We start from the raw sequence: 20,501 nt of genomic DNA, 5'->3' as shown, positions 1-20,501 counted from the left end.
AATGATTAAAAATAAACAATTTTTTACGCTCTTCTTTAGTCAAAGTATTTCAAATATAGGAGAACAAATATATATCCTTGCGCTACCTTGGTTTGTTTATGAGCTTACACATTCCACTTTAACAATGGGAACAGTTGCTGCTATGATAAGTCTTCCTCAAATTTTGTTCGGTTTTTTCCTAGGTTCAATAATAGATAATGGCAGCAAGAAAAAACTTCTTTTTATATCTACCCTTATACAAGTACTACTTTGTGGTATAATACCAATTTTATATTACTTCAAAGTACTGGAAATATATCATATATATGTAATTTCGTTTCTTTATTCGACATCTTCGTTATTATTTCTTTCGACATATAGAAGTACTATTCCAAACATAGTGAGAGAAAGTGAATTACTTATTTCTAATTCATGGATACAAAGTTCACTTACTATTATCAAAATTATTGGGCCTATAATAGGTGGATTTTTATTGGCTTACTATAATGCGACCTTTGCTATGTTAGTAAATATGTTTTCTTTTTTCTTTCTCTTAATATTTATACCAACTTTGGAAATTAATCAAGAACCCATAAAGAAATCTAATAAGCAATGGTCAATTATAAAAGATTCATTAGATGGAATTAAATTTATATTTCATGATAAAAACATTTTTCAAATAAATATTATTTCCTTATTTTTAAATTTTAGTATCTATTTCAGTACTTCTATGATTTTATATTTCCTCCTAGATGAAAGATCATTAAACTCCACAGAAGTTGGTTATTTATATGCACTTGGTGGTGGAATAGCTTTTCTTATTACCTTAATGGCCAAAAAAATCAATAAGAATTTTAATCTGTTCCAATCCATATTTATATCCTGTGCTTTTACAGGTATTGCTTTTATATTCTTTCCCATTTCGACACATTGGATAATAATTAGTATTTTATTCGGTTTTATTAATGGAGGTCTCACATTAGGTAGTATTTTTATAAATACTTATCTTCAAAAAAATACACCTTCTTATATGTTAGGCCGTGTTTTTACCACTTCTCAAATGTTATCAAGAGTTACTGCACCGGTCGCCGTTTTTCTTTCTGGTTGGCTTATAGAAAATAAAATAATATCTATTTCTAGTGTTTTCACTATATCTGGAATCGGTATAATTCTTGTTCTTTTAACAAATTATCTATTTTTTGAAAAAGTAATAACTTATAAGAAAAGAGGGATATCATAATGCAATCTATTAAACCAATATTAGATTATTCCGTTAGGATAAAAGAATTGCAGGGAGATTACTATTTAGTAAGTAAAAACTCTGCTTGGAAGTTAAATAGTATTGGTAAAGAAATTGTTGATTTATGTGATGGTGAACATACAGTGGAAGATATTATAAACAAACTTTGTTTATTATATGAAAATACAGATGAAAAAATAATATATGAGGATACCTTAGAGCTAATTGAATATTTAATTTCTGAAAAGTTATTAGCGTATGAACAATATAATTAGATAGTAATCTTGAAAGGAGGTGAGATGAATGAAAAAAAGTTATGTTAAACCATCAGCTAAGAAAGTAACTTGTCCACAAGCTATTCTTGCCCATGTTGTTGCATCCTAAAAGTACTTAACAAGAGGCAACTAGTTTAATAAAGGGGGGATACTAATGAAAAAAATGTATGTAAAGCCAACAGCTAAGAAAGTAAATTGCCCACAAGCAATTATTGCTCATGTAAAATTCTAAAAATACTTAACAAGAGGCGGCTTAATCTGCCTCTTGTTACCAAAAGGTAAAATAATATGTTAAAAAGGCAAAAAATATACTTAATAATTTTAATCTTAACATATGTTTATTTCTTTATATTTGAAAATCAATTAGGTCAAATTATTACTTTAGGGTTGTCAATGCCACTACTTATTATGGCATTTGCTCCTTTACTCTATCAAAGAATCAATGTTCCTATAAAATATCGTTATATTCCAATATTAATAAGTATGGTTTTACCTAATGTTTTATTTTCTATTCATATAGATTGGTTCACAGATGAATATCATTATTTTTTAATAACCATGCTACTTAGTCTAATTTTATTACTAACAAGATATAACAACTTAAAAGAAGCAATTAAAATCTCTACTCTATTGGAACCTATTAGTAAATTAACTTGTTTTATGCAAATGGTAAAATTAACTCTCATTATAATTGGAGAGGAGCTTCTATTTAGAGTTTTTTATTATAATTTAATTTCAAACCCTTCGTTTTGGCATATTATTTTAAATGGTTTAGTTTTTGCATGTTACCACCATTTTAATAGATTTGCTCATAACCAATATAAATTTATAGATTATGTCTATCATTTTTTATTATCAATTATATTGGGTTATTGTTATTTATCTTTCGATAAAATATTTGCGCCAATAGTTTTTGGCCATATTACTTATAATTTTACAAATTATATTATTTTATTGCAAAGAGGTAGGAAATAAAAAATATGAACAATGGATTTGATAAAAATGACAAAAGAAAAATATGATGAATACTTATATAAATATAATATTAAAACAGAACAATTATTAAAGGATCTAAATGTAAGTGGGAATGATATTGTCTTTATATCTGGATCTGTAATTGAGGGATTTTCAAATATGGGGTCGGATTTAGATGTCTATATTATTTACAATGAAAATTTTAAATTTCCTGAGAACTCAAACATTTCTAATAGTTATTTTGGATACGAATACACTATTTTAACTTATCAAATTCCTATAAATATAAATTTAATAAAATTTAAATTTTTAACAGAATTTTTAGATGAATACAAAAGTAAATTACAAAAAGAGAACATAGATTTTAGTGATATAAGAAAAGTTGAGTTATATCATAGACTTCTATGTTCCTATGTTATTAAAAATTCTGAATTATTTGATGCTATTATACTAAAGAAAATGGATAGCAAAAATTTTAAATTAGCATGTACATTAAATCGTCTTGCTTATAGTGAAAACAGACATGATGATGCTGTAGGTGCTCTTGAATCTAAAGACTTTCTAACAGCCTATATAAATGCTAGAAGTTGTTTAGAAAAGGCTGTAGAATCGATAATATTTATTAATGGTCAAACAAACCCAAAAGAAAAGTGGATAATAAAACGGTTATACAGTGTTTTTTCTAGTACTGAATCCTGGGTTCCAGATTTTATATCCCTCTATGTAGGGCAACTTAACTCTTTAGAAGAAGAAGAACTTAAGGACCAAACAAAAGCAATGGTTAGACTCGCATTTAAGATTAGGAATAAAACAATTTCTATGTTGAAAACAACTAAAGAAATGGAGAAATCGAGATGAAGGGATTATTAATAGCAGTTTGTGGACTAGACGGTTCAGGTAAATCTACTCAAATTCAAAAATTAGAAAATTGGTTTCGTAATCAACAATTGCCAACTTTACTTACAAAACAACCTACAGATTACTACCGCCAAGATTTAAGGGTTAGAGAATATTTAGATAATGGGCAATGTGGAAGTATGGAAGCATTAGCAATGCTAGCTGCAGCAGATAGAATATGGCATATTAAAACTTTAATTGAACCTTCCCTTAAGGGAGGAGTAAGTGTTATTTCTGATCGTTACCTTTTTAGTTCACTAGCCTATTTTTCTGCACGAGGTCTAGATGTACAATATGTAAAACAGCTTAATAATGGTACATTAATTCCCGATTTAACAGTTTTCTTAGATGTAGAGCCGGAAATTTTACTACAAAGAATTTCTATAAGAGATGGTAAAACAACTAAATTCGAAGAAAGGGAGCCTACTATGTTTACAAAAGTTCGTGAAGCTTTTTTAAATGAGGTGCTTCCAAGTAATGCACTTATAATCGATGGAACTTTATCTGAGGAAGAAATTCATAAGATAATAATTGGAGAACTGAATTTGATCATAAAAGATAAGATAATAGCTACCTAATAATCTAGGATTTTCAAATTATTTAGCTAAAACATTTTTTTTAACGTTGATTCAGAATATTCAAACCAATTTGGAGGGAGTAGGTAAAATGAACTTAAAGGAATTAATTAGCCAAGTAAAAGCTACTAATGCTTTTGTCGATACAAATCACCAACAAGCTTTGTGTACATTAATAAATAAAAATATTAATAGCAATAGCATTCTTAATTTTTTGGACGAAGTATTACAGTTGAATACCACTGAAATTTCTAATTTAGCATCTCTTATGGAAATCCATCCTTTAGGTTTTCAAAAGTATGTACTATGGGATGATGAGGTGCGTGCAAGATTACACTTATGGAATAATACGGATGCAATTGATGTGGTAGAAAATATTCATGATCATAGATTTCATTTTGTTTCAAACATTGTTTATGGAAGTTATATACACGAAGAGTATAAAATAGTTAATACTATTAATGATAAAGTAGAAGTAGAACTAATTTCCAGATCAGAATGTAATGAAGGATCAACTTATTTCTTTGAGGCAGGGAAATTCCATAGAATTATTCAAAATAATCCATTTGCAGTTTCATTTTTGGTTAGAAGTCAACCTATTTTACCATATTCAAGAGTAATTAATCCTGAAACAATGATAATGGCAAAAAGATATGGTGTTCATGAGAAATTCAAAAAGAATATTGAAAACGTAAAAAAAGAATTAGAAACTAGGTGTCACCATAATGTTTAATTTTTCTGATTTAATTATCCAAAATGTTAAGATGAAAAAATCTCATGTTGTTGTAGGGATAGATCCTGATATTAACAGAATTCCTCTTTTTTATTTAAAAGAAGCCGAGAGTTTATATGGAGTCTCCTCACAAGGAGCAGCTCATGCATTATTAGAGTTTGGAAAAACAGTTATTAATACGGTTAAGGACTATGTTGCAGTAGTTAAATTACAGTCAGCTTATTTTGAAGTATATGGGGCTTATGGTGTTGCAACTTTTTGGGAATTGGTTTCACATGCTAAAAATGAAGGTTTGATTGTTATAGCGGATGCAAAACGTGGAGATATTGGACCTACTTCTAGGGCGTATTCTGAGTCTTTTTTTGGTGATAAAACGAATAAATGGAGAGACTCAAATCCAACTGTTGATGCTCTAACTATAAATCCATATCTAGGAAAAGACAGTATAGATCCTTTTTATAATAGTGCAATTTCTTTGAAAAAGGGTTTATTCATATTGGTAAAAACTAGCAATGACTCCTCAGAGGATTTACAAGATAAACAACTAAAATCACAATTAACAGTTAGTGAAACAATTGCAGAATGGGTAAATAATTACGCATGTGATAGTATTGGTGAAAATGGGTATTCACTTATAGGTGCTGTCGTAGGGGCGACACATACAAAAGATATTCTAAAGTTTAGAAAATTAATGCCTAATAGTATTTTTCTCTTACCTGGATATGGGGCTCAAGGGGGAAAAGGTGAAAATATAACTAATGCCTTTAATCCAGATGGCTATGGTGCCCTAATAAGTGCATCAAGAAGTATTATATATTCTTATAACAAAGTAGAAATAAAAACTGAGCACCAAATAAAAAAATGTATTACTGATGCGGTTAGAAATATGAATAATGATATTAATGATGCATTACTTAGAGAAAATAAATTAAAATGGAAAGCTGAAGCCCTGAATAGTAGACATTAGTGTACTATTCAGGGTTTATATTATGTTGAGTTATCTGAATTCTGTGATAACTAAACGATGAAGTGCAACTTTTTTTGGTCACAGAAACAAGATTCAGAAAAATAAAAGCCGATGTGACTTAATACATCGGCTAATTTTTTATTTTATTGTACAACCTTAGCAGTCCAGCGAGATAAGTCTGCACCTTCAGCATTAACTGTTTTTGCTGGGAAGATGAATGTCCATGGCTTTGTTGAGTTTCCTTGAACTGTTAAGGCAGGATTCATTTTAAATGAACCTTTTGCTACTAATTTGCCATTTGCATCAATAATTTCTAGTGGCAGCTGCTCTAGATTTATTGCTTGATCGTTGCCGTTACGAATAAATATGGAAACCATTAAACTATTATCATCTCGAACTCTTGCTTGTAAACCAGTAAAATTCACTTCTTTTCTGCCAAGCTTCGGCAATTCTTTTACAACTTTCGCGAGCAATTCCTGTTGTTCCTGTGGTAATTGCTTTTTCCAACTTTCATCTAATTCAAGTTGGTGTCCTCTCAAGGCAATTAAATTGAACGCAATTGTCCAACCGTCTTCCGGCATCTCCTTTGTTTCAAGATATTCCTTCTCAAATTTGAATACCCATGGACGTGCGCTTTCCGGTGGTAAAGTGCCTAACTCTTTAAAGTCAAATTCTTTTGAAGCAAGACGTTTTCCGTCTTTATCAACAATAATTAATCCTATTTCACCAAGCTCTATATTGTTAGGAATAGAAGAACGGAAAAATGCTTTAACATACCATGCACCGTTCCTTTTATCTTCTTCTATATTAATAGCTGCCAATGATAATTGATTTGGCTTTAATGGTTCTAATTCATTGGCAAGAAAACTAAATACATACTGCTGCTCTAACGGTACGTTCCATTCAGGGTGTAAAGATAACTTTGTAGTAACCTCTTTATTATCTGAAGAGGCTTCTGTGTCCTGAACTAGTTGATTTGAATCAATGGCGCTATCGGCTCCTACTTTATCTGTTTTCTTGAAAAATGAGAATAAATTCATCATTGTTCCTCCTTTTCTTTAGCATCAATCGTTTTCATAAAGACAACTAAATCTTCTACAATCGAACGGCGAAGTTCTTGATAGTTTTTACCGAATAGCTCTAATCCTTCACGTTGGTAAATACGCATTGGATCTTCTTGTTGATAGCTTCGTAATCCAATACCTTCTTTTAAGTGGGCCATTTGCTCTAAATGTTTCACCCACATACGATCAATGAAACGCAGCATTACTTGAGGGATAATAGACATAACGCGTTCATTTTCCTCATACTGCTCAATAAACGATTTTAGCTCTAAATAACCGGGTTCTACTTGGTCAAAGATTGCATTTATTTTAGTTGTTTCACGGTCGATAGTGATAGGTGTTAGGTAAAGTGTATTAAGTGTTTGTTCGATTTTTTCAAATTCCCATTGTGCTGAATCCACTTCTTCTGGTGCATTGTCTCGAACTGCAAAATCGATTGTTTCAAATATCATTTTTCGTAGGTGTTCAATTAAGTTTTCGCGTTTTAAAATACTATCTCTTAAAGTGTAGATAATTTTTCGTTGCTCGTTGATAACATCATCCAGTTTTAGATTGTATTCTCGTAATGAGAAATGAGCGCCTTCAACAATTCGCTGAGTACGATTAATTAATTCATGAACATCCTTATTAAGAATAAGTTTCTTTTCATCAACTTGAATTTTTTTCATAAACTTCTCGACATCATCTTTAGCATATCGACGGAACATGTCATCTTCAATGGAAATGATAAAACGGCTTTCTCCTGGATCTCCTTGACGACCTGAGCGGCCGCGTAATTGGTTGTCAACACGGCGGCTCTCATGTTTCTCCGTACCTATTACATAAAGACCCCCTAATTCGGCAACGCCTTCTCCTAAAACGATATCCGTACCGCGGCCAGCCATATTCGTAGCGACTGTAATTCGACCTCTTTGGCCAGCCTCAGAAATAAGTTCAACCTCTTGTTCAACTGTTTTCGCGTTTAGCAATTGGTAAGGAAGGTTATATTTATCAAGATATTTTGCCACTTTTTCTGATTGTAATATCGAAGTTGTCCCAATTAAGATAGGCTGTCCCTTCTCATGGCGACGTTTAGTTTCCTGAGCAACAAATTCATATTTGGCTTCAATTGTTTCAAAAATATAATCAGGTTGATCTATACGAATACGAGGTCTGTTTGTTGGGATTTGTACAACTCGCATTCCGTAAACGTCCCGAAATTCTTTTTCCTGAGTTTTCGCTGTTCCTGTCATCCCAGATAATTTTGGATACATACGGAAGTAGTTTTGAATTGTAATCTGGGCCTGTGCTTTATTTTCTTCTGTAATTGAAACGCCTTCTTTTGCTTCTAATGCCTGATGCAGCCCATCCGATAAAGAACGACCTTCTAAAATACGTCCTGTAAACATATCAACTAATTCAATTTTATCGTCCTTCACAATGTAGTCCACATCGCGTTCAAACATTACATGGGCACGAACTGCTTGAATTACATAGTGGTAGAGTGTTTGATGATCTAAATCGTAGAGATTATCAACACCAAATGCAGCTTCTACTTTTTCAATTCCTTGTTCTGTTAGGGAAGTTGCTTTAGTTTCATCATCGAAGTCATAGTCTTCATCTTTTTTAAAGCGTTTTGCAAGAAGTGCTGCAATTCGGTGAAGCTCTTCATTGGCTGACATTTTTCCTGCAATAATTAATGGCGTCTTTGCTTCATCAATTAAAACGGAGTCCACCTCATCAATAATGGCAAAATGGTATGGACGCTGCACTTTATCTGCGATTGAATGTGCCATATTATCTCGTAAATAGTCGAAACCGAATTCTGTCCCTACACCGTAAGTAATATCTGCTTTATAGGCTTTCTTCTTTTCATTAAGCTCCATCATCGGTACATTTAAACCAACTGTTAAACCTAAAAATTGATGGATTTGCCCAATTAGTTCATAGTCGCGTCTCGCTAGATAATCGTTTACTGTGATAACATGAACACCTTTACCTTCAAGGGCGCGTACGTAGGATGGAAGGGATGCAACTAATGTTTTACCTTCCCCAGTAGGCATTTCCGCAATATTTCCTTCTGTTAATACGAGTCCACCAATTAATTGAACGTCAAAATGGCGCATATTTAAAACGCGTTTTGATGCTTCGCGAACTACTGCAAACGCATCGGGAATAATATTGATTATTTCCTCTCCATTTTGTAACTTTTCTTTAAAAGTGACCGTCATATTTTTAAGTTCATCGTCGGACTTGGATGAATATGTAGCTTCTAATTTATTGATTTGATCAACCAATTTATAATATCGTTTTAATTCTCGAACACTAGTTTTTTCTTTGTTACGATTTAAAATTGAGAACATTTTTTACGCTCCTTTAAACATCGTCTAAATATGTAGACACTTAGATATTCTATCAAACTTTTGAATGTATGACTACTTAGGGAAGGGGAAAACTAAATCAATGAAATATAAGTTATTAAAATAACCAATTTCCCCTAAAAATGGTTCCTCTATCTACAATTAAAAATTGATGAATTTGTTTTAAATGTTTCATAAATGTAATGGAGAACATCTATATTTTAGTTTTTATTCATGCTATAATGATTTAGGCTTATCTTCATTCAGTGGGGGTCTAAAATCCCCCTTTGAATGAAGATAAAGCTTTAGGCGGATTTCACGGATTTCATCTAAGAATTGCCTTGTGTTTTCACGAGCAGGAAATCCGAAATCAATTATACCAAGGTGTAATTGATTATGTGCTTATATTTTATTTTTGAGGAGGAGAGACATGCTTTATGTGTCTTTAATCGTGGCACTAGTTGTGTCCATTTTAATCACTCCACTTGTCAAGCGATTAGCGTTTCGCATTGGTGCTGTTGATGCGCCAAACTATCGAAAAGTACACTCGCGGATAATGCCACGATTAGGTGGGTTAGCAGTATTTATTGCTTTTTTAGTAGGACTAGCTATTTTAAGACCAGTACCTGGGACTCCATTAGTTCAAACTGGAGAAAATCCATTTATAATACCATTAGCAATGGTATTAGGTGCATCAGTAATTGTCATTACTGGTATTTTAGATGACATGTACGAAATATCCGCAAAAGCAAAAATGTTAGGACAATTAGTAGCAGCTTGTATCATTGTATTTTTTGGCGGAATTCAAATTGAATTCATTAATTTACCATTTGGTGGAGAATTAGAATTTGGATTTTTAAGTATTCCATTTACAATTTTATGGATTGTTGGGATTACAAATGCCATTAACTTAATCGATGGTTTAGATGGTCTTGCAGCAGGTGTTTCAACAATTGCTTTAATTACATTAGCATGTATGGCTTTAATTATGGGCAATATGTTTGTGGTTGCAACTGCAGCTATTTTAGCATGCAGCACAGTTGGATTTTTATTCTATAACTTCCACCCGGCAAAGATTTTCATGGGTGACACTGGTGCATTATTTTTAGGATTTATGATTGCTGTACTTTCTTTACTTGGTTTTAAAGGTGTAACGGTCTTTTCATTTATTATCCCTGTTATTATGCTTGGTGTACCAATTTCTGATACATTCTTTGCTATTGTACGTCGCGTGCGCAACAAGCAAAAATGGTCTGACCCAGACAAATCGCATTTACATCACCGTTTAATTGATATCGGTTTTTCACATCGACAAACTGTTTTAATTATTTACGGTATTGCAGCCTTATTTGGTATTGCAGCCATTATATTCTCAATGGCAAAATTATGGGGTGCAATTTTACTTATTACAGTTATTTTAGTGGCAATCGAATTGTTCGTTGAAGTAATTGGATTAGCAGGTAAAAACTATCGACCGTTAATTAATTTAGCGAGGATTTTTAATAAATAAAATAACAAAATATATGCCCTTACTTTGAACGTCTTTGAAACGACTCGGAGTAGGGGCTTTTTTATTCCTTCAATAGTTGATGTTAATTTTGTGAAATTACTTCATTACAAATTACATTAAGGCTATTCTAGAATATTATGTTAGAAAGAAAGGAACATTACATATTTATTTTGAATATATAATGTCCCTTTACTTATGTATATTTTAGACCTATAAAAAAGGAACTTTAAAATTTAGTAACATCAAAATAATTAAAATAGTACAGCTATAAATGGCTAGCTTATCGCCAATGCCACCTCCTTTAAAATTTGCAATTCTGAAGCTTTTTGAGGTTAATGGATACAGTAGAGGGATGCCTCTTCTAGTCAGCATATCCAAAAATAAATGACTAAACATTCCATAACTTGCCCCAATCACAAAGAAAAGCGATACGTCATGTATAATGCCTGTTAACTGCATAGCAACATAGCAAGGTAGAAAAGTAATGATGAAAAAGCAAAGATTACTAGAGGAGTGTGTACGATGCTTCGATGCCCTAGAGTTTTGCTAATAATGAAAGAAGTAATTCTAAGTTTTCTGCCGATATAGCTGTTTCGATGATCTATGTCGGGGAGAAGTGAACCTAATAAAGCCCCACAAAGGACTGCTCCAATCCCAACCATTCCATCTATCTGGCCGTTATACGGAACAGTTGGAACTATGTATTTCGAAACTGCAATTCCTACTGTTAAACCACTCATCAAATGCGCCGATTTATTCATGATTTTCCTCCTTTTTAATATGTGTTTAGTCTTTGAAGCGAAAAAGAAGGATTATTTTCTACCTTATGTACTTTTCGTATGTAATAGTTTTATTACAAATGGTAGATTTATTCAACTAATTACTTTTATCAAAGAAGTTAGATTAAAAAGGTAATACTACTTTCGTGTTAATTTTTAATACTTCTGTGTGCTTCGTTCATATTCAAGTACAGTTGCTTTTAAAATATAAAGTAAAAAAACAACCCTTAAGAATAAAATTCTAAGGGTTGGTCTATGATAGTTATGAAGAAATACGATGTCGTCAATACTACTGCTGTAATGAAGAATTATAAGTATCGGCTTGTATATTTTCAGATGCTGTTACGTCTAAGTTGTTATTTGTTCCTGACATTGTTCCGGAAATGTCAGATGTATCTGGAATTAAACCTAGATGGCTTTTTAAAATATGTTGTGTCTCTTCCAAAGATTCTTGATCAAGCAGATAGTAATAAATACCTGTAGACATATCATCCGAACCTTCTAAAGTTAGTGTATCAATTTGTGGAATACCATTTGATAAATAACTAAAGAAAGATTTCATTTCATCAAAAGTCATGTCAGTTTTCATATTATCGCCAATTGCTTCAATAATATCATCATATTTTGTAATAGCCGATACAGAAGAAGCTTTTTTTGCGATTGCCTTTAAAATATCTTGTTGACGCTTGCCTCGCATAATATCGCTATCATGTTTACGTGTTCTCGCTAAGGCAAGTGCCTGACTGCCATTTAACTGTTGCAAGCCTGGTTCCAAACGAATTGAATAGCGGTCATTTTCATCTTTTTCAGTAAAGGCATAAGGTATATCAACGTCAACTTCAATACCACCTAATGCATCGACAACATCGATGAATGCATTAAAGTTCATACGTACATAATAATCAACAGGAATATCAAATAATTCCTCTACTGTTTTAATTGAAGCAAGTGTACCGCCGTAAGCATGCGCGTGAGTAATTTTATCTTCATATCCAACATAAGGGATATAAACTTTTGAATCACGAGGAATACTAACTAATTTAACGGATTTGTCCTCATTATTTAATGTGGCTAAAACTAAAGCATCAGAACGGGAATTTTCTGAACCCTGCCCTCGTTTTTCACTATCATCTACACCGATAAAAAGTATAGAGACATTGTCTTGAACTGGTTCAACTTTTGCCTGTCGTTTGTCAGATTGTTCTCGATCTGCAATTTCTTCAAACGATTTATTGGCTGCATGTTCTGCTTTTTTTGTTATATAAATGCCATATGCTGTTACACAAATTAAAAGGGAAGCCGACAATAATAATATTATTTTGAAAATTAAAGAAAATTTTGTCGACTTTTTCTTTTTTATTTCTACTCTCTTCATTTAAACTCTCCTCTAATGTAGGAATCGCATTATATATCTAATTTGTATACATCTTTAGTATGTCGAACATAATACCAATCATCAGTGGTAAAACTTACAGTATGTAATCTGAATTGTATTTCGACAACAAGTTTAATTTTTTTCAATAAAACTAATTATACTATGTTGTCGAAATACAGTAAAATAAAATTTCGCAAATTATACGATAAATTCTACAAATTTCTTATCAACGCAAGAAATAATAGATTGCCCATTTGTAAGTTCAGTAATCCAGTTTATGAAAGCTTCCTCTTCATCTTTCAATACTCCCACAAATACATCTACACCTTCTGCATATTGGATTTCTGATAAGGTGTAATGAGAATTTCTAACTTCATTCTCTACTTTACCAAGCCATGTATAATCAATAGAAACCTTCATGACGTGATGCAATTTTCGTTCGACTACTTGTGCAGCATCGATTCCTTCTGTAGTTGATTTGCCGTATGCGCGAATTAATCCGCCTCCACCCAATTTTATGCCGCCAAAATATCGGGTAACAACTACGACAGTATCTTTTAAACCTTGTTTTTTTAATACTTCTAGCATAGGGACGCCAGCAGTTCCACTGGGTTCCCCATCATCGTTTGCCTTTTGTATCTGATCGTGTTCCCCAACGATATAACAAGAGCAGTTGTGAGTAGCATTCGGATGCTTCTTTTTAATACTATCAATAAAATCTAGTGCTTCCTCCTCAGTTTCAGCTCTGTTTACATAAGCAATAAATCGAGATTTTGAGATGACAATTTCCCTTTCTCCATATCCTTTTACCGTTTTATAGTCTTTTCGCATTAAAATTTCTCCTTTTTTTAACAAAAAATACATTATTCTATAGTAGGAATTTTACTTAAAATTTAAAATTAAAATGTTATAATAGTATTTAACAATTCTGTTTACTGGGTTTTAAATTTTAGAAACCTTTTATTGTTATAATATTAACACCAATTAGATTGGGGAAAAGGTATGTTTTCAAACGATAATGTTGACATTGGTTCACTTGATGTAATTTTTCATCGTATGATCGAAACAATTACAAATTCTAAAAATGATATTTTTATTATAAGTGAACAAAGTCGTAGAAGCTTTGAAGAAATGCAAGCAGAGCTAGAAATCATAAAACAACAAATAAAAATTCTCATAAATGAAAGCGACATATTAGAAACCAGAACCAAAATTGCTAAGCAGCGTCTAGTAGAAGTGAGTAGGTTTTTTGATAAATATTCTGAAGAGCAAGTGCGGGAAGCCTACGAATCAGCAAATGATCTTCAAATCAGACTTTCTCTAACTCGTTCAGAAGAAAAAAGACTGCGAGAAAAACGAGATGACTTAGAACGGCGATTAAGAGTACTATACGACACAATACAACGAGCTGAGCATATCGTCAACCAAGTAAATGTTGTATTAAATTATTTAACTTCTGATTTGAAAAATGTATCTGCTGCATTAGAAAAAGCCAAAATCAAGCAAGAGTTTGGTATTAAGATTATTGCATCACAAGAGAAAGAAAGAAAACGTCTTTCTCGTGAAATCCATGACGGTCCAGCACAAATGATGGCAAACGTTCTAATGCGTTCAAACTTAATTGAACGGACGTATAAAGAAAGAGGTATTGACGCAGCGATAAAAGAAATTGCAGAATTAAAAGAAACTGTACGAGATGCCTTATCCGAAGTACGGCGAATTATTTACGATTTGCGTCCAATGGCATTAGATGACCTTGGCATTGTTCCCACTTTAAAAAAATATTTGTCTACAGTAATGGAATACAATGAAGGCGTTAAAATTCATTTTCAATCCTATAGTAATGAAAAACGACTTCCTTCAGATTATGAAGTTTCCATCTTCCGTTTAGTGCAAGAATGTGTCAATAATGCTATGAAACATGGAAAAGCACTAGATATATGGGTAAAAATAGAGTGGCTTTCAAATAGCGTCAATATTCTAGTCAAAGATAATGGCAAAGGATTCGATAAAACTAGTGTAAAGGATCAATCTTTTGGTATTATCGGAATGAGAGAAAGAATTGATTTGCTAAAAGGGACGATGGATATCCAAAGTAATATTGGAAAAGGAACTAGTGTTACGTTCAAAGTACCATTTCCTGACAATGAAATTGAATTAGAAAAATAAAATAGCTTCATATTTATGTAGGGGGTAAAGACTTATGACGAAAATTATTATTATTGATGACCACCAATTATTCCGTGAAGGGGTAAAGCGTATACTAGATTTCGAAGATACTTTTGAAGTCGTTGCTGAAGGCGACGACGGTTCAGATGTAATTAACTTATACCGAGATCATTTGCCAGATGTTGTTCTAATGGATATTAATATGCCTGAAAAAAATGGTGTAGAAGCAACTGGCGACTTAATTGAAGAATTTCCGGATGCAAAGGTAATTATGCTTTCTATCCATGATGATGAATCGTATGTAACGCACGCTTTAAAATCGGGTGCACTAGGCTACATGCTAAAAGAAATGGACGCTGACGAAATTGTAGAAGCAATTAAAGTTGTTGCGAATGGTGGCTCGTATCTGCATCCAAAAGTTACGAAAAATTTAGTAGCAGAGTTCCGCCGTTTAAGCGAGCATGAAAATAAAGGAAACTTCCATCAAGCAGAAATACGCCGACCATTCCATTTATTAACTAAACGTGAATGCGAAGTGCTTCAATTACTAACTGATGGCCAATCCAACCGTACAATCGGAGAAACGCTTTATATTTCAGAGAAAACAGTAAAAAACCACGTTTCAAGTATTCTCCAAAAAATGAACGTAAACGACCGTACACAAGCTGTTGTAACAGCAATCAAAAATGGTTGGGTTGAAGTGCGTTAATTTTCTACATAGTAGTCTACTATAGATAGAAATTTATAGAATCGATTTCTTATTGAAAATCGCAACGTACCCTAAAAATTCCAATCAACGACTGAAATATCGTTGGTTGGAATTTTTTTGTTTTGGGGATGATTTAGATTAGATACGGCTCATCTGTATAAGTTTAAATAATTATAGATGGTTCATAGTAGTGTTGCGCAACTAGCAGGTTGAGTAAATCTATATGATGAACAGCGTGTTTTAAAGTAGGCGAAAAAAGTGGATTTTTAATTTTTTACTTAGTTTTAGGTGAAATTTACTCGTTTCAAAGAAATATTTACGCACTTTCGAACAGAATTTACGCGGGTTTACTACTTTTTTACGCGTTTTGAAATTTTTACGCGGTTTAGCATGGTATTTACGCGTTTCAAAGAAATATTTACGCACTTTCGAACAGAATTTACGCGGGTTTACTGCTTTTTAAGCGATTTGAAAGTTTTACGCGGTTAAGCATGATATTTACGCGTTTCAAAGAAATATTTACGCACTTTCGAACAGAATTTACGCGGGTTTACTACTTTTTTACGCGTTTTGAAATTTTTACGCGGTTTAGCATGATATTTACGCGTTTCAAAGAAATATTTACGCACTTTCGAACAGAATTTACGCGGGTTTACTGCTTTTTAAGCGATTTGAAGGTTTTACGCGGTTTAGTATGATATTTACGCGTTTCAAAGAAATATTTACGCACTTTCGAACAGAATTTACGCGGATTTACTGCTTTTTTCGTATTTTGAAAGTTTTACGTAGTTCCAGGTGAAATTTACGCATGTTCACAGCTTTTTTACGCACTTTGAATTCTTTCATGGTTTATCACTAACTTATCGTACTTTGTTTATACAAAGTGGAATATCAAATAGTTCTGTAAGAGCGAAACTAATTATAATGGAAATCGTCAATAAATCGAAAAGATAACAAATAATAAAATAGTATTACATTTTCGTGCTAATATTACGGAATTAGCCATAATTAGACAACTATGCTACAATATGCGCGGGAGGTTTAAAGTTTATGAAAAAATGGTTGATGTTGGCAGTGGCTTTACTTATGCTAACTGCTTGTAATAATAAAGAAGAATCAAATATTGAAAGTTCTGTTGCCAGCAATAAGGAAACTACAGTTGGATATGAAATGCTTGGAGATAGTATTGAAGAGGCGGATGATGTTCCAAAGGAAGCTGAAAAGGAAATTTTAGCTGCTTTTGATGAGTATATTGCATCATTTAATTCAAAAGATATCGACCGCTATATTAATACACTTTCTAAAAACCCTCAAGGCTTTGATGTTAATGAAGATATAGAAGTAGCAAAAAATGTTTTCGCACAATATGACATTAATCGAACTGCTTCCGATGTAACAATTGTGAAGTATAATGAAGAAGAAGCACAAGTATATGCAAACTTAGATGTGAAAATGACAGAAATCAAAACGAATGCAGAGTTAAATAGCAGCGGAAGACAGGTTACGGTATTTGTGAAGGAAGACAACAACTGGAAAGTAACAAGTGTTTATTATATAGGAAATGAATCTCAACAATAATCATCTCTGTTGGTAATTTACTCCATAATATTTGATTGAATGTTGTAAAAAGCGAACTTTAATAAGTAGATCAGCGTTTTGTGTACAATGAACTAATTACACGTACACGAAGCGCTTTCGTTTTTATTCACATAGTAGAAGAGATAGGGTAATATATTGTACATAGGAGAGTGGGAAATTCATGAGTATTGCAGTCGTAACTGACAGTACAGCGTATTTAACGCTAGAAGATAGAAAGCGCTACAACATTCAAATGATTCCTCTTAGTGTAAATTTAGAAGATGGTAGTTATGAAGAAGAAGTAGAAATTACTGCTTCTGAATTTTATGAAAAAGTTCGCAAGCAAAAATCGTTTCCAAAAACAACTCAACCACCAATAGGGAAATTTGTTGAACTGTTTGAGAAACTTGCAAAAGATTATGATGAAATTATTTCAATTCATTTATCGAGTGGAATAAGTGGTACATACCAAGGGGCGATACAGGCGGGACAGATGGTTGAAGGTGTCAAGGTTCACGCATTTGACAGTGAAATTTCTTGTTCTCCTCAGGGTTATTATGTATTAAAGGCTGCTGAAATGGCTCAGCAGGGAGCTTCAGCAGAAGAAATTTTAAGTACGCTTGAAGAAATGAAAACAGTATTGAGAGCATACTTTGTTGTAGATGATCTATCTCATCTACAGCGTGGAGGCAGACTATCAGCAGCCGCAGCATTGGTTGGAGGATTGTTGCAAGTAAAGCCTATTCTTCATTTTGAAGAAAAAGTAATTGTTCCATTTGAAAAAATTCGTACAAAGAAAAAAGCATTGCGTCGTGTAGAAGAATTGCTTGCTCAAGATGCTGCGAATGGTAATCAGCTTCAAGCAACTGTTATCCATGCTAATTGTGAAGAAGAAGGCAAACAATGGATGAATCAACTAGCAGAAGCCTATCCAAATGTTGAATTTCATTTAAGTTATTTCGGACCTGTAATTGGGACTCATTTGGGAGAAGGCTCCCTTGGACTCGGATGGGTGAAGAAGTTCTAAAGGCTAAATAATGCTTTTAAATTTAATAATAGAATATTAAGAAGCAGTCTCTATTTTAATAGTAGGGGCTGCTTTTTGTTTTGACATAAATTAAAAATTAAGGAGTGGATTCAATGCCTTATAAGCTTGTAAAAGAAAACCATTTTATTTTATATAAAGGAATTATAATTGAGCCTCAAATACGTGATTTTTTTATCGGAAGAATTTGGACAAGAGTAAATACCCCTTTCCCACAAGAAAAAATTGAAAAGTATAAAGAACAAAATTATTTCAACAAGAAGCCTGGTATATCAATCAACCGTTCAATAGGAATTTTTAATCGCAAAAGGTACAAATGCAATCGCTGCCACAATGAGCAGCAAAATGAATTCGTACAATATGACTGTGCGCGCTGCAACAAAACATGTGTGTATTGTCGACATTGTATCAATATGGGAAGAATTACAAGCTGTACAGATCTATTATTATGGAATGGACCAAAACCAAAAGTTAAGAAGACGCATGAACTGGTATGGAGTGGTGCTTTTACAGATTTACAATCTACTGCTGCACAGCAATTAATAGAAAGTTTAAAAGAAAATCGCAATCATTTATTACATGCTGTTTGTGGAGCTGGAAAAACAGAAATATTATTTCCTGCCGTTTTGTATGCTTTAAAAAAAGGGTGGCGTGTATGTATTGCCACGCCACGTACAGATGTTGTATTAGAATTGTTTCCTCGGTTTAAGAAAGTATTTCCAAAGACTATTCTCCACTCATTATACGGGAATGCACCAAGCCACCCTGGCTACCCGCAGCTTGTGATTGCTACAACACACCAGCTTTTTCGATTCGAAAATGCTTTTGATTTCGTTATTGTAGATGAGGCGGATGCGTTTCCTTATACGTATGATCGAGCTCTGCAAAAAGCAGTGCTAAAGTCAAAGAAGGTAGGGGCACCGATTGCTTTAGTTACAGCTACCCCTTCAGCAAAAATATTAGCGCAAATGAAGCGTGAAAAATGGGGGTATAGCTTTATTTCAAGGAGATACCACGGCCATCCGCTGCCTGTACCTCGTCTCGAGCCGCTTTGGTCATACAATAAAATCATTCAGAAGGGCCGCATTCCTAAAAAACTGCTAGATTGGACGACAACACGACTCGAAAATAAAGAACCCTTTTTAATTTTTTTTCCAACAATTAATTTAATGGAGAATGCGATTCCATTGTTTCAACAATTAGATAAAAAAATTCTAGGTGTCCATGCTGAGGACCCGGAGCGGAAGGGAAAAGTATTGAAACTTCGCAACGAAGAAATTCCTGGATTATTAACAACGACTATTCTAGAAAGAGGTATTACGATAAAAAACGTACAAGTAGCAGTTGTAGGAGCAGAATCGAAAATTTTTAACTCGAGTGCATTGATTCAAATAAGCGGACGTGTTGGAAGAAACGTTCTATTTCCAAGTGGTGAAATTGTACTTTTTCATCACGGAATTACCGTTGAAATGGATGAAGCACGGAATGAAATCATTCGCTTTAATAAAGAAGGTTTTAGGATGGAAGCAAAATGAAACGATATGAAACTCGAAACTGTTTATTATGCAATTCTTCTTTAAATGAACCCATTACATGGAAGCTTTTTCTCACAAATACTTTTCCGAAAACAATTTGTTTAGAATGCGAACAAAAATTTGAATTCTATAATCCATCACAACAAGAAGAACAAGACATTATATCCCTCTACAAATACAACGATATGATGAAAGATTTCATACATCGCTATAAATTTATGCATGACGTTATACTAGCTAAAGTATTTCGTCAACAAATCCATGAGCATCTGGCGAAGACAAAAGCAATCATTGTTCCTATTCCAATACATCCAGAAAAACTAAAAGAACGCACTTTTGCGCATGTAGACCAACTATTAAAAGAAGCGAATATTCCATTCCAACACTATCTTGAGAAAATAACAACTGATACGCAAGTAGGTAAAACACGCCAGCAGCGAATAAATTCACCACAACTATTTAGAACGACCGAAAATGTCGATATAAAAGGTAAAGAGTTTTTATTGGTTGACGATATTTATACAACAGGAACAACAATTCTTCATGCGAAAACTACATTATTCAAGGCTGGTGCGAAAAGAGTGGCGGCATTTACTTTAATTCGAGGATAATTTCAAAACTTAAAATGTGAAATAAATATTAAATTAGTATCTATAAAAGATGTTTTTCATTGGAAAATGATACAATTTTTATTGATTACTGTATAATCACAAATAAGAGAAAATGAATAATAATTTCAACATGGATCGATTAATGT

The 20,501-nt window shown here is 32.9% G+C and carries 20 protein-coding genes; 14 read left to right on the top strand and 6 right to left on the bottom strand.

What is annotated here, in order from left to right; all coding sequences use genetic code 11:
- Nucleotide 1 precedes the first annotated feature (1 nt).
- From EKG35_RS06085 to pyrF, 7 genes are all read left to right on the top strand, one after another.
- Complete coding sequence (locus EKG35_RS06085) at nucleotides 2-1,219, top strand: MFS transporter (protein ID WP_126293551.1); 1,218 nt, start codon at nucleotides 2-4, stop codon at nucleotides 1,217-1,219.
- Nucleotides 1,219-1,494 carry a PqqD family protein gene (locus tag EKG35_RS06080; protein WP_126293550.1) on the top strand — a complete coding sequence of 92 codons (276 nt, stop codon included), beginning with the start codon at nucleotides 1,219-1,221 and terminating at the stop codon, nucleotides 1,492-1,494. Before EKG35_RS06085 ends, EKG35_RS06080 begins: the two co-directional genes overlap by 1 nt.
- Before the next feature lie 288 nt (nucleotides 1,495-1,782).
- Nucleotides 1,783-2,469 carry a CPBP family intramembrane glutamic endopeptidase gene (locus EKG35_RS06075; RefSeq protein WP_126293549.1) on the top strand — a complete coding sequence of 229 codons (687 nt, stop codon included), beginning with the start codon at nucleotides 1,783-1,785 and terminating at the stop codon, nucleotides 2,467-2,469.
- A 27-nt stretch (nucleotides 2,470-2,496) separates the two neighbouring features.
- Nucleotides 2,497-3,327, top strand: a complete 831-nt coding sequence (locus EKG35_RS06070) for a hypothetical protein (RefSeq protein WP_148103500.1) — start codon at nucleotides 2,497-2,499, stop codon at nucleotides 3,325-3,327.
- Nucleotides 3,324-3,944: a dTMP kinase gene (gene tmk / locus EKG35_RS06065; RefSeq protein ID WP_126293547.1), complete on the top strand. Its 621-nt coding sequence runs from the start codon at nucleotides 3,324-3,326 to the stop codon at nucleotides 3,942-3,944. Before EKG35_RS06070 ends, tmk begins: the two co-directional genes overlap by 4 nt.
- 88 nt (nucleotides 3,945-4,032) lie before the next feature.
- Nucleotides 4,033-4,674 carry a hypothetical protein gene (locus tag EKG35_RS06060; protein WP_126293546.1) on the top strand — a complete coding sequence of 214 codons (642 nt, stop codon included), beginning with the start codon at nucleotides 4,033-4,035 and terminating at the stop codon, nucleotides 4,672-4,674.
- Nucleotides 4,667-5,641: an orotidine-5'-phosphate decarboxylase gene (gene pyrF / locus EKG35_RS06055; protein WP_126293545.1), complete on the top strand. Its 975-nt coding sequence runs from the start codon at nucleotides 4,667-4,669 to the stop codon at nucleotides 5,639-5,641. The genes EKG35_RS06060 and pyrF overlap by 8 nt, the downstream gene beginning before the upstream one ends.
- Before the next feature lie 143 nt (nucleotides 5,642-5,784).
- On the opposite strand, the gene EKG35_RS06050 is transcribed toward pyrF, so the two are convergent.
- Together EKG35_RS06050 and secA2 are read right to left on the bottom strand one after the other, a co-directional pair.
- A complete protein-coding gene (locus EKG35_RS06050; RefSeq protein WP_126293544.1) occupies nucleotides 5,785-6,681 on the bottom strand; it encodes an accessory Sec system S-layer assembly protein in 897 nt (298 codons plus the stop codon).
- Nucleotides 6,681-9,047, bottom strand: a complete 2,367-nt coding sequence (gene secA2, locus EKG35_RS06045) for an accessory Sec system translocase SecA2 (protein WP_126293543.1) — start codon at nucleotides 9,045-9,047, stop codon at nucleotides 6,681-6,683. The genes EKG35_RS06050 and secA2 overlap by 1 nt, the downstream gene beginning before the upstream one ends.
- A 427-nt stretch (nucleotides 9,048-9,474) precedes the next feature.
- Here secA2 and EKG35_RS06040 point away from each other — a divergent pair, with 427 nt between their 5' ends.
- A complete protein-coding gene (locus EKG35_RS06040; protein WP_126293542.1) occupies nucleotides 9,475-10,554 on the top strand; it encodes a glycosyltransferase family 4 protein in 1,080 nt (359 codons plus the stop codon).
- A gap of 210 nt (nucleotides 10,555-10,764) precedes the next feature.
- On the opposite strand, the gene EKG35_RS21590 is transcribed toward EKG35_RS06040, so the two are convergent.
- The 4 genes from EKG35_RS21590 to EKG35_RS06020 form a co-directional block, all read right to left on the bottom strand.
- Nucleotides 10,765-11,040, bottom strand: a complete 276-nt coding sequence (locus EKG35_RS21590) for a metal-dependent hydrolase (RefSeq protein WP_425462049.1) — start codon at nucleotides 11,038-11,040, stop codon at nucleotides 10,765-10,767.
- Nucleotides 11,004-11,315, bottom strand: a complete 312-nt coding sequence (locus EKG35_RS06030; RefSeq protein ID WP_126293541.1) for a metal-dependent hydrolase — start codon at nucleotides 11,313-11,315, stop codon at nucleotides 11,004-11,006. Before EKG35_RS06030 ends, EKG35_RS21590 begins: the two co-directional genes overlap by 37 nt.
- A gap of 307 nt (nucleotides 11,316-11,622) precedes the next feature.
- Nucleotides 11,623-12,708 carry an LCP family protein gene (locus tag EKG35_RS06025; RefSeq protein WP_126293540.1) on the bottom strand — a complete coding sequence of 362 codons (1,086 nt, stop codon included), beginning with the start codon at nucleotides 12,706-12,708 and terminating at the stop codon, nucleotides 11,623-11,625.
- A 198-nt stretch (nucleotides 12,709-12,906) separates the two neighbouring features.
- On the bottom strand, nucleotides 12,907-13,539 hold the full coding sequence (locus EKG35_RS06020; RefSeq protein WP_126293539.1) for a YigZ family protein: 633 nt from the start codon (nucleotides 13,537-13,539) through the stop codon (nucleotides 12,907-12,909).
- A 171-nt stretch (nucleotides 13,540-13,710) separates the two neighbouring features.
- Between EKG35_RS06020 and EKG35_RS06015 the strand changes: the two genes are divergently transcribed.
- From EKG35_RS06015 to EKG35_RS05990, 6 genes are all read left to right on the top strand, one after another.
- On the top strand, nucleotides 13,711-14,877 hold the full coding sequence (locus EKG35_RS06015) for a sensor histidine kinase (protein ID WP_126293538.1): 1,167 nt from the start codon (nucleotides 13,711-13,713) through the stop codon (nucleotides 14,875-14,877).
- 34 nt (nucleotides 14,878-14,911) lie between these two features.
- Nucleotides 14,912-15,586: a response regulator transcription factor gene (locus EKG35_RS06010; RefSeq protein WP_126293537.1), complete on the top strand. Its 675-nt coding sequence runs from the start codon at nucleotides 14,912-14,914 to the stop codon at nucleotides 15,584-15,586.
- A 1,050-nt stretch (nucleotides 15,587-16,636) separates the two neighbouring features.
- Nucleotides 16,637-17,164 carry a nuclear transport factor 2 family protein gene (locus EKG35_RS06005; RefSeq protein WP_126293536.1) on the top strand — a complete coding sequence of 176 codons (528 nt, stop codon included), beginning with the start codon at nucleotides 16,637-16,639 and terminating at the stop codon, nucleotides 17,162-17,164.
- 181 nt (nucleotides 17,165-17,345) lie between these two features.
- Nucleotides 17,346-18,191 carry a DegV family protein gene (locus tag EKG35_RS06000; protein WP_126293535.1) on the top strand — a complete coding sequence of 282 codons (846 nt, stop codon included), beginning with the start codon at nucleotides 17,346-17,348 and terminating at the stop codon, nucleotides 18,189-18,191.
- Nucleotides 18,192-18,304: 113 nt separating this feature from the next.
- On the top strand, nucleotides 18,305-19,744 hold the full coding sequence (locus tag EKG35_RS05995) for an ATP-dependent helicase ComFA (protein ID WP_126293534.1): 1,440 nt from the start codon (nucleotides 18,305-18,307) through the stop codon (nucleotides 19,742-19,744).
- Nucleotides 19,741-20,355 carry a ComF family protein gene (locus tag EKG35_RS05990; RefSeq protein ID WP_126293533.1) on the top strand — a complete coding sequence of 205 codons (615 nt, stop codon included), beginning with the start codon at nucleotides 19,741-19,743 and terminating at the stop codon, nucleotides 20,353-20,355. The genes EKG35_RS05995 and EKG35_RS05990 overlap by 4 nt, the downstream gene beginning before the upstream one ends.
- Nucleotides 20,356-20,501: the final 146 nt, after the last annotated feature.

It is taken from the genome of Lysinibacillus telephonicus (assembly GCF_003966145.1).
GTDB classification, from domain to species: domain Bacteria; phylum Bacillota; class Bacilli; order Bacillales_A; family Planococcaceae; genus Ureibacillus; species Ureibacillus telephonicus.
This window is presented reverse-complemented; position numbering and strand designations above follow the sequence as displayed.

What these genes read in the sequence shown, in the direction of transcription:
- EKG35_RS06005 (WP_126293536.1), top strand. Translation starts at nt 16,637, where the DNA reads ATGAAAAAATGGTTGATGTTGGCAGTGGCTTTACTTATGCTAACTGCT.
- EKG35_RS06010 (WP_126293537.1), top strand. Translation starts at nt 14,912, where the DNA reads ATGACGAAAATTATTATTATTGATGACCACCAATTATTCCGTGAAGGG.
- EKG35_RS06075 (WP_126293549.1), top strand. Translation starts at nt 1,783, where the DNA reads ATGTTAAAAAGGCAAAAAATATACTTAATAATTTTAATCTTAACATAT.
- EKG35_RS06085 (WP_126293551.1), top strand. Translation starts at nt 2, where the DNA reads ATGATTAAAAATAAACAATTTTTTACGCTCTTCTTTAGTCAAAGTATT.
- EKG35_RS06020 (WP_126293539.1), bottom strand. Translation starts at nt 13,539, where the DNA reads ATGCGAAAAGACTATAAAACGGTAAAAGGATATGGAGAAAGGGAAATT.
- EKG35_RS06030 (WP_126293541.1), bottom strand. Translation starts at nt 11,315, where the DNA reads ATGAATAAATCGGCGCATTTGATGAGTGGTTTAACAGTAGGAATTGCA.
- EKG35_RS06040 (WP_126293542.1), top strand. Translation starts at nt 9,475, where the DNA reads ATGCTTTATGTGTCTTTAATCGTGGCACTAGTTGTGTCCATTTTAATC.
- EKG35_RS06060 (WP_126293546.1), top strand. Translation starts at nt 4,033, where the DNA reads ATGAACTTAAAGGAATTAATTAGCCAAGTAAAAGCTACTAATGCTTTT.
- EKG35_RS06025 (WP_126293540.1), bottom strand. Translation starts at nt 12,708, where the DNA reads ATGAAGAGAGTAGAAATAAAAAAGAAAAAGTCGACAAAATTTTCTTTA.
- EKG35_RS05995 (WP_126293534.1), top strand. Translation starts at nt 18,305, where the DNA reads ATGCCTTATAAGCTTGTAAAAGAAAACCATTTTATTTTATATAAAGGA.
- EKG35_RS06050 (WP_126293544.1), bottom strand. Translation starts at nt 6,681, where the DNA reads ATGAATTTATTCTCATTTTTCAAGAAAACAGATAAAGTAGGAGCCGAT.
- EKG35_RS06015 (WP_126293538.1), top strand. Translation starts at nt 13,711, where the DNA reads ATGTTTTCAAACGATAATGTTGACATTGGTTCACTTGATGTAATTTTT.
- EKG35_RS06080 (WP_126293550.1), top strand. Translation starts at nt 1,219, where the DNA reads ATGCAATCTATTAAACCAATATTAGATTATTCCGTTAGGATAAAAGAA.
- EKG35_RS06000 (WP_126293535.1), top strand. Translation starts at nt 17,346, where the DNA reads ATGAGTATTGCAGTCGTAACTGACAGTACAGCGTATTTAACGCTAGAA.
- EKG35_RS06070 (WP_148103500.1), top strand. Translation starts at nt 2,497, where the DNA reads ATGACAAAAGAAAAATATGATGAATACTTATATAAATATAATATTAAA.
- tmk (WP_126293547.1), top strand. Translation starts at nt 3,324, where the DNA reads ATGAAGGGATTATTAATAGCAGTTTGTGGACTAGACGGTTCAGGTAAA.
- EKG35_RS05990 (WP_126293533.1), top strand. Translation starts at nt 19,741, where the DNA reads ATGAAACGATATGAAACTCGAAACTGTTTATTATGCAATTCTTCTTTA.
- pyrF (WP_126293545.1), top strand. Translation starts at nt 4,667, where the DNA reads ATGTTTAATTTTTCTGATTTAATTATCCAAAATGTTAAGATGAAAAAA.
- secA2 (WP_126293543.1), bottom strand. Translation starts at nt 9,047, where the DNA reads ATGTTCTCAATTTTAAATCGTAACAAAGAAAAAACTAGTGTTCGAGAA.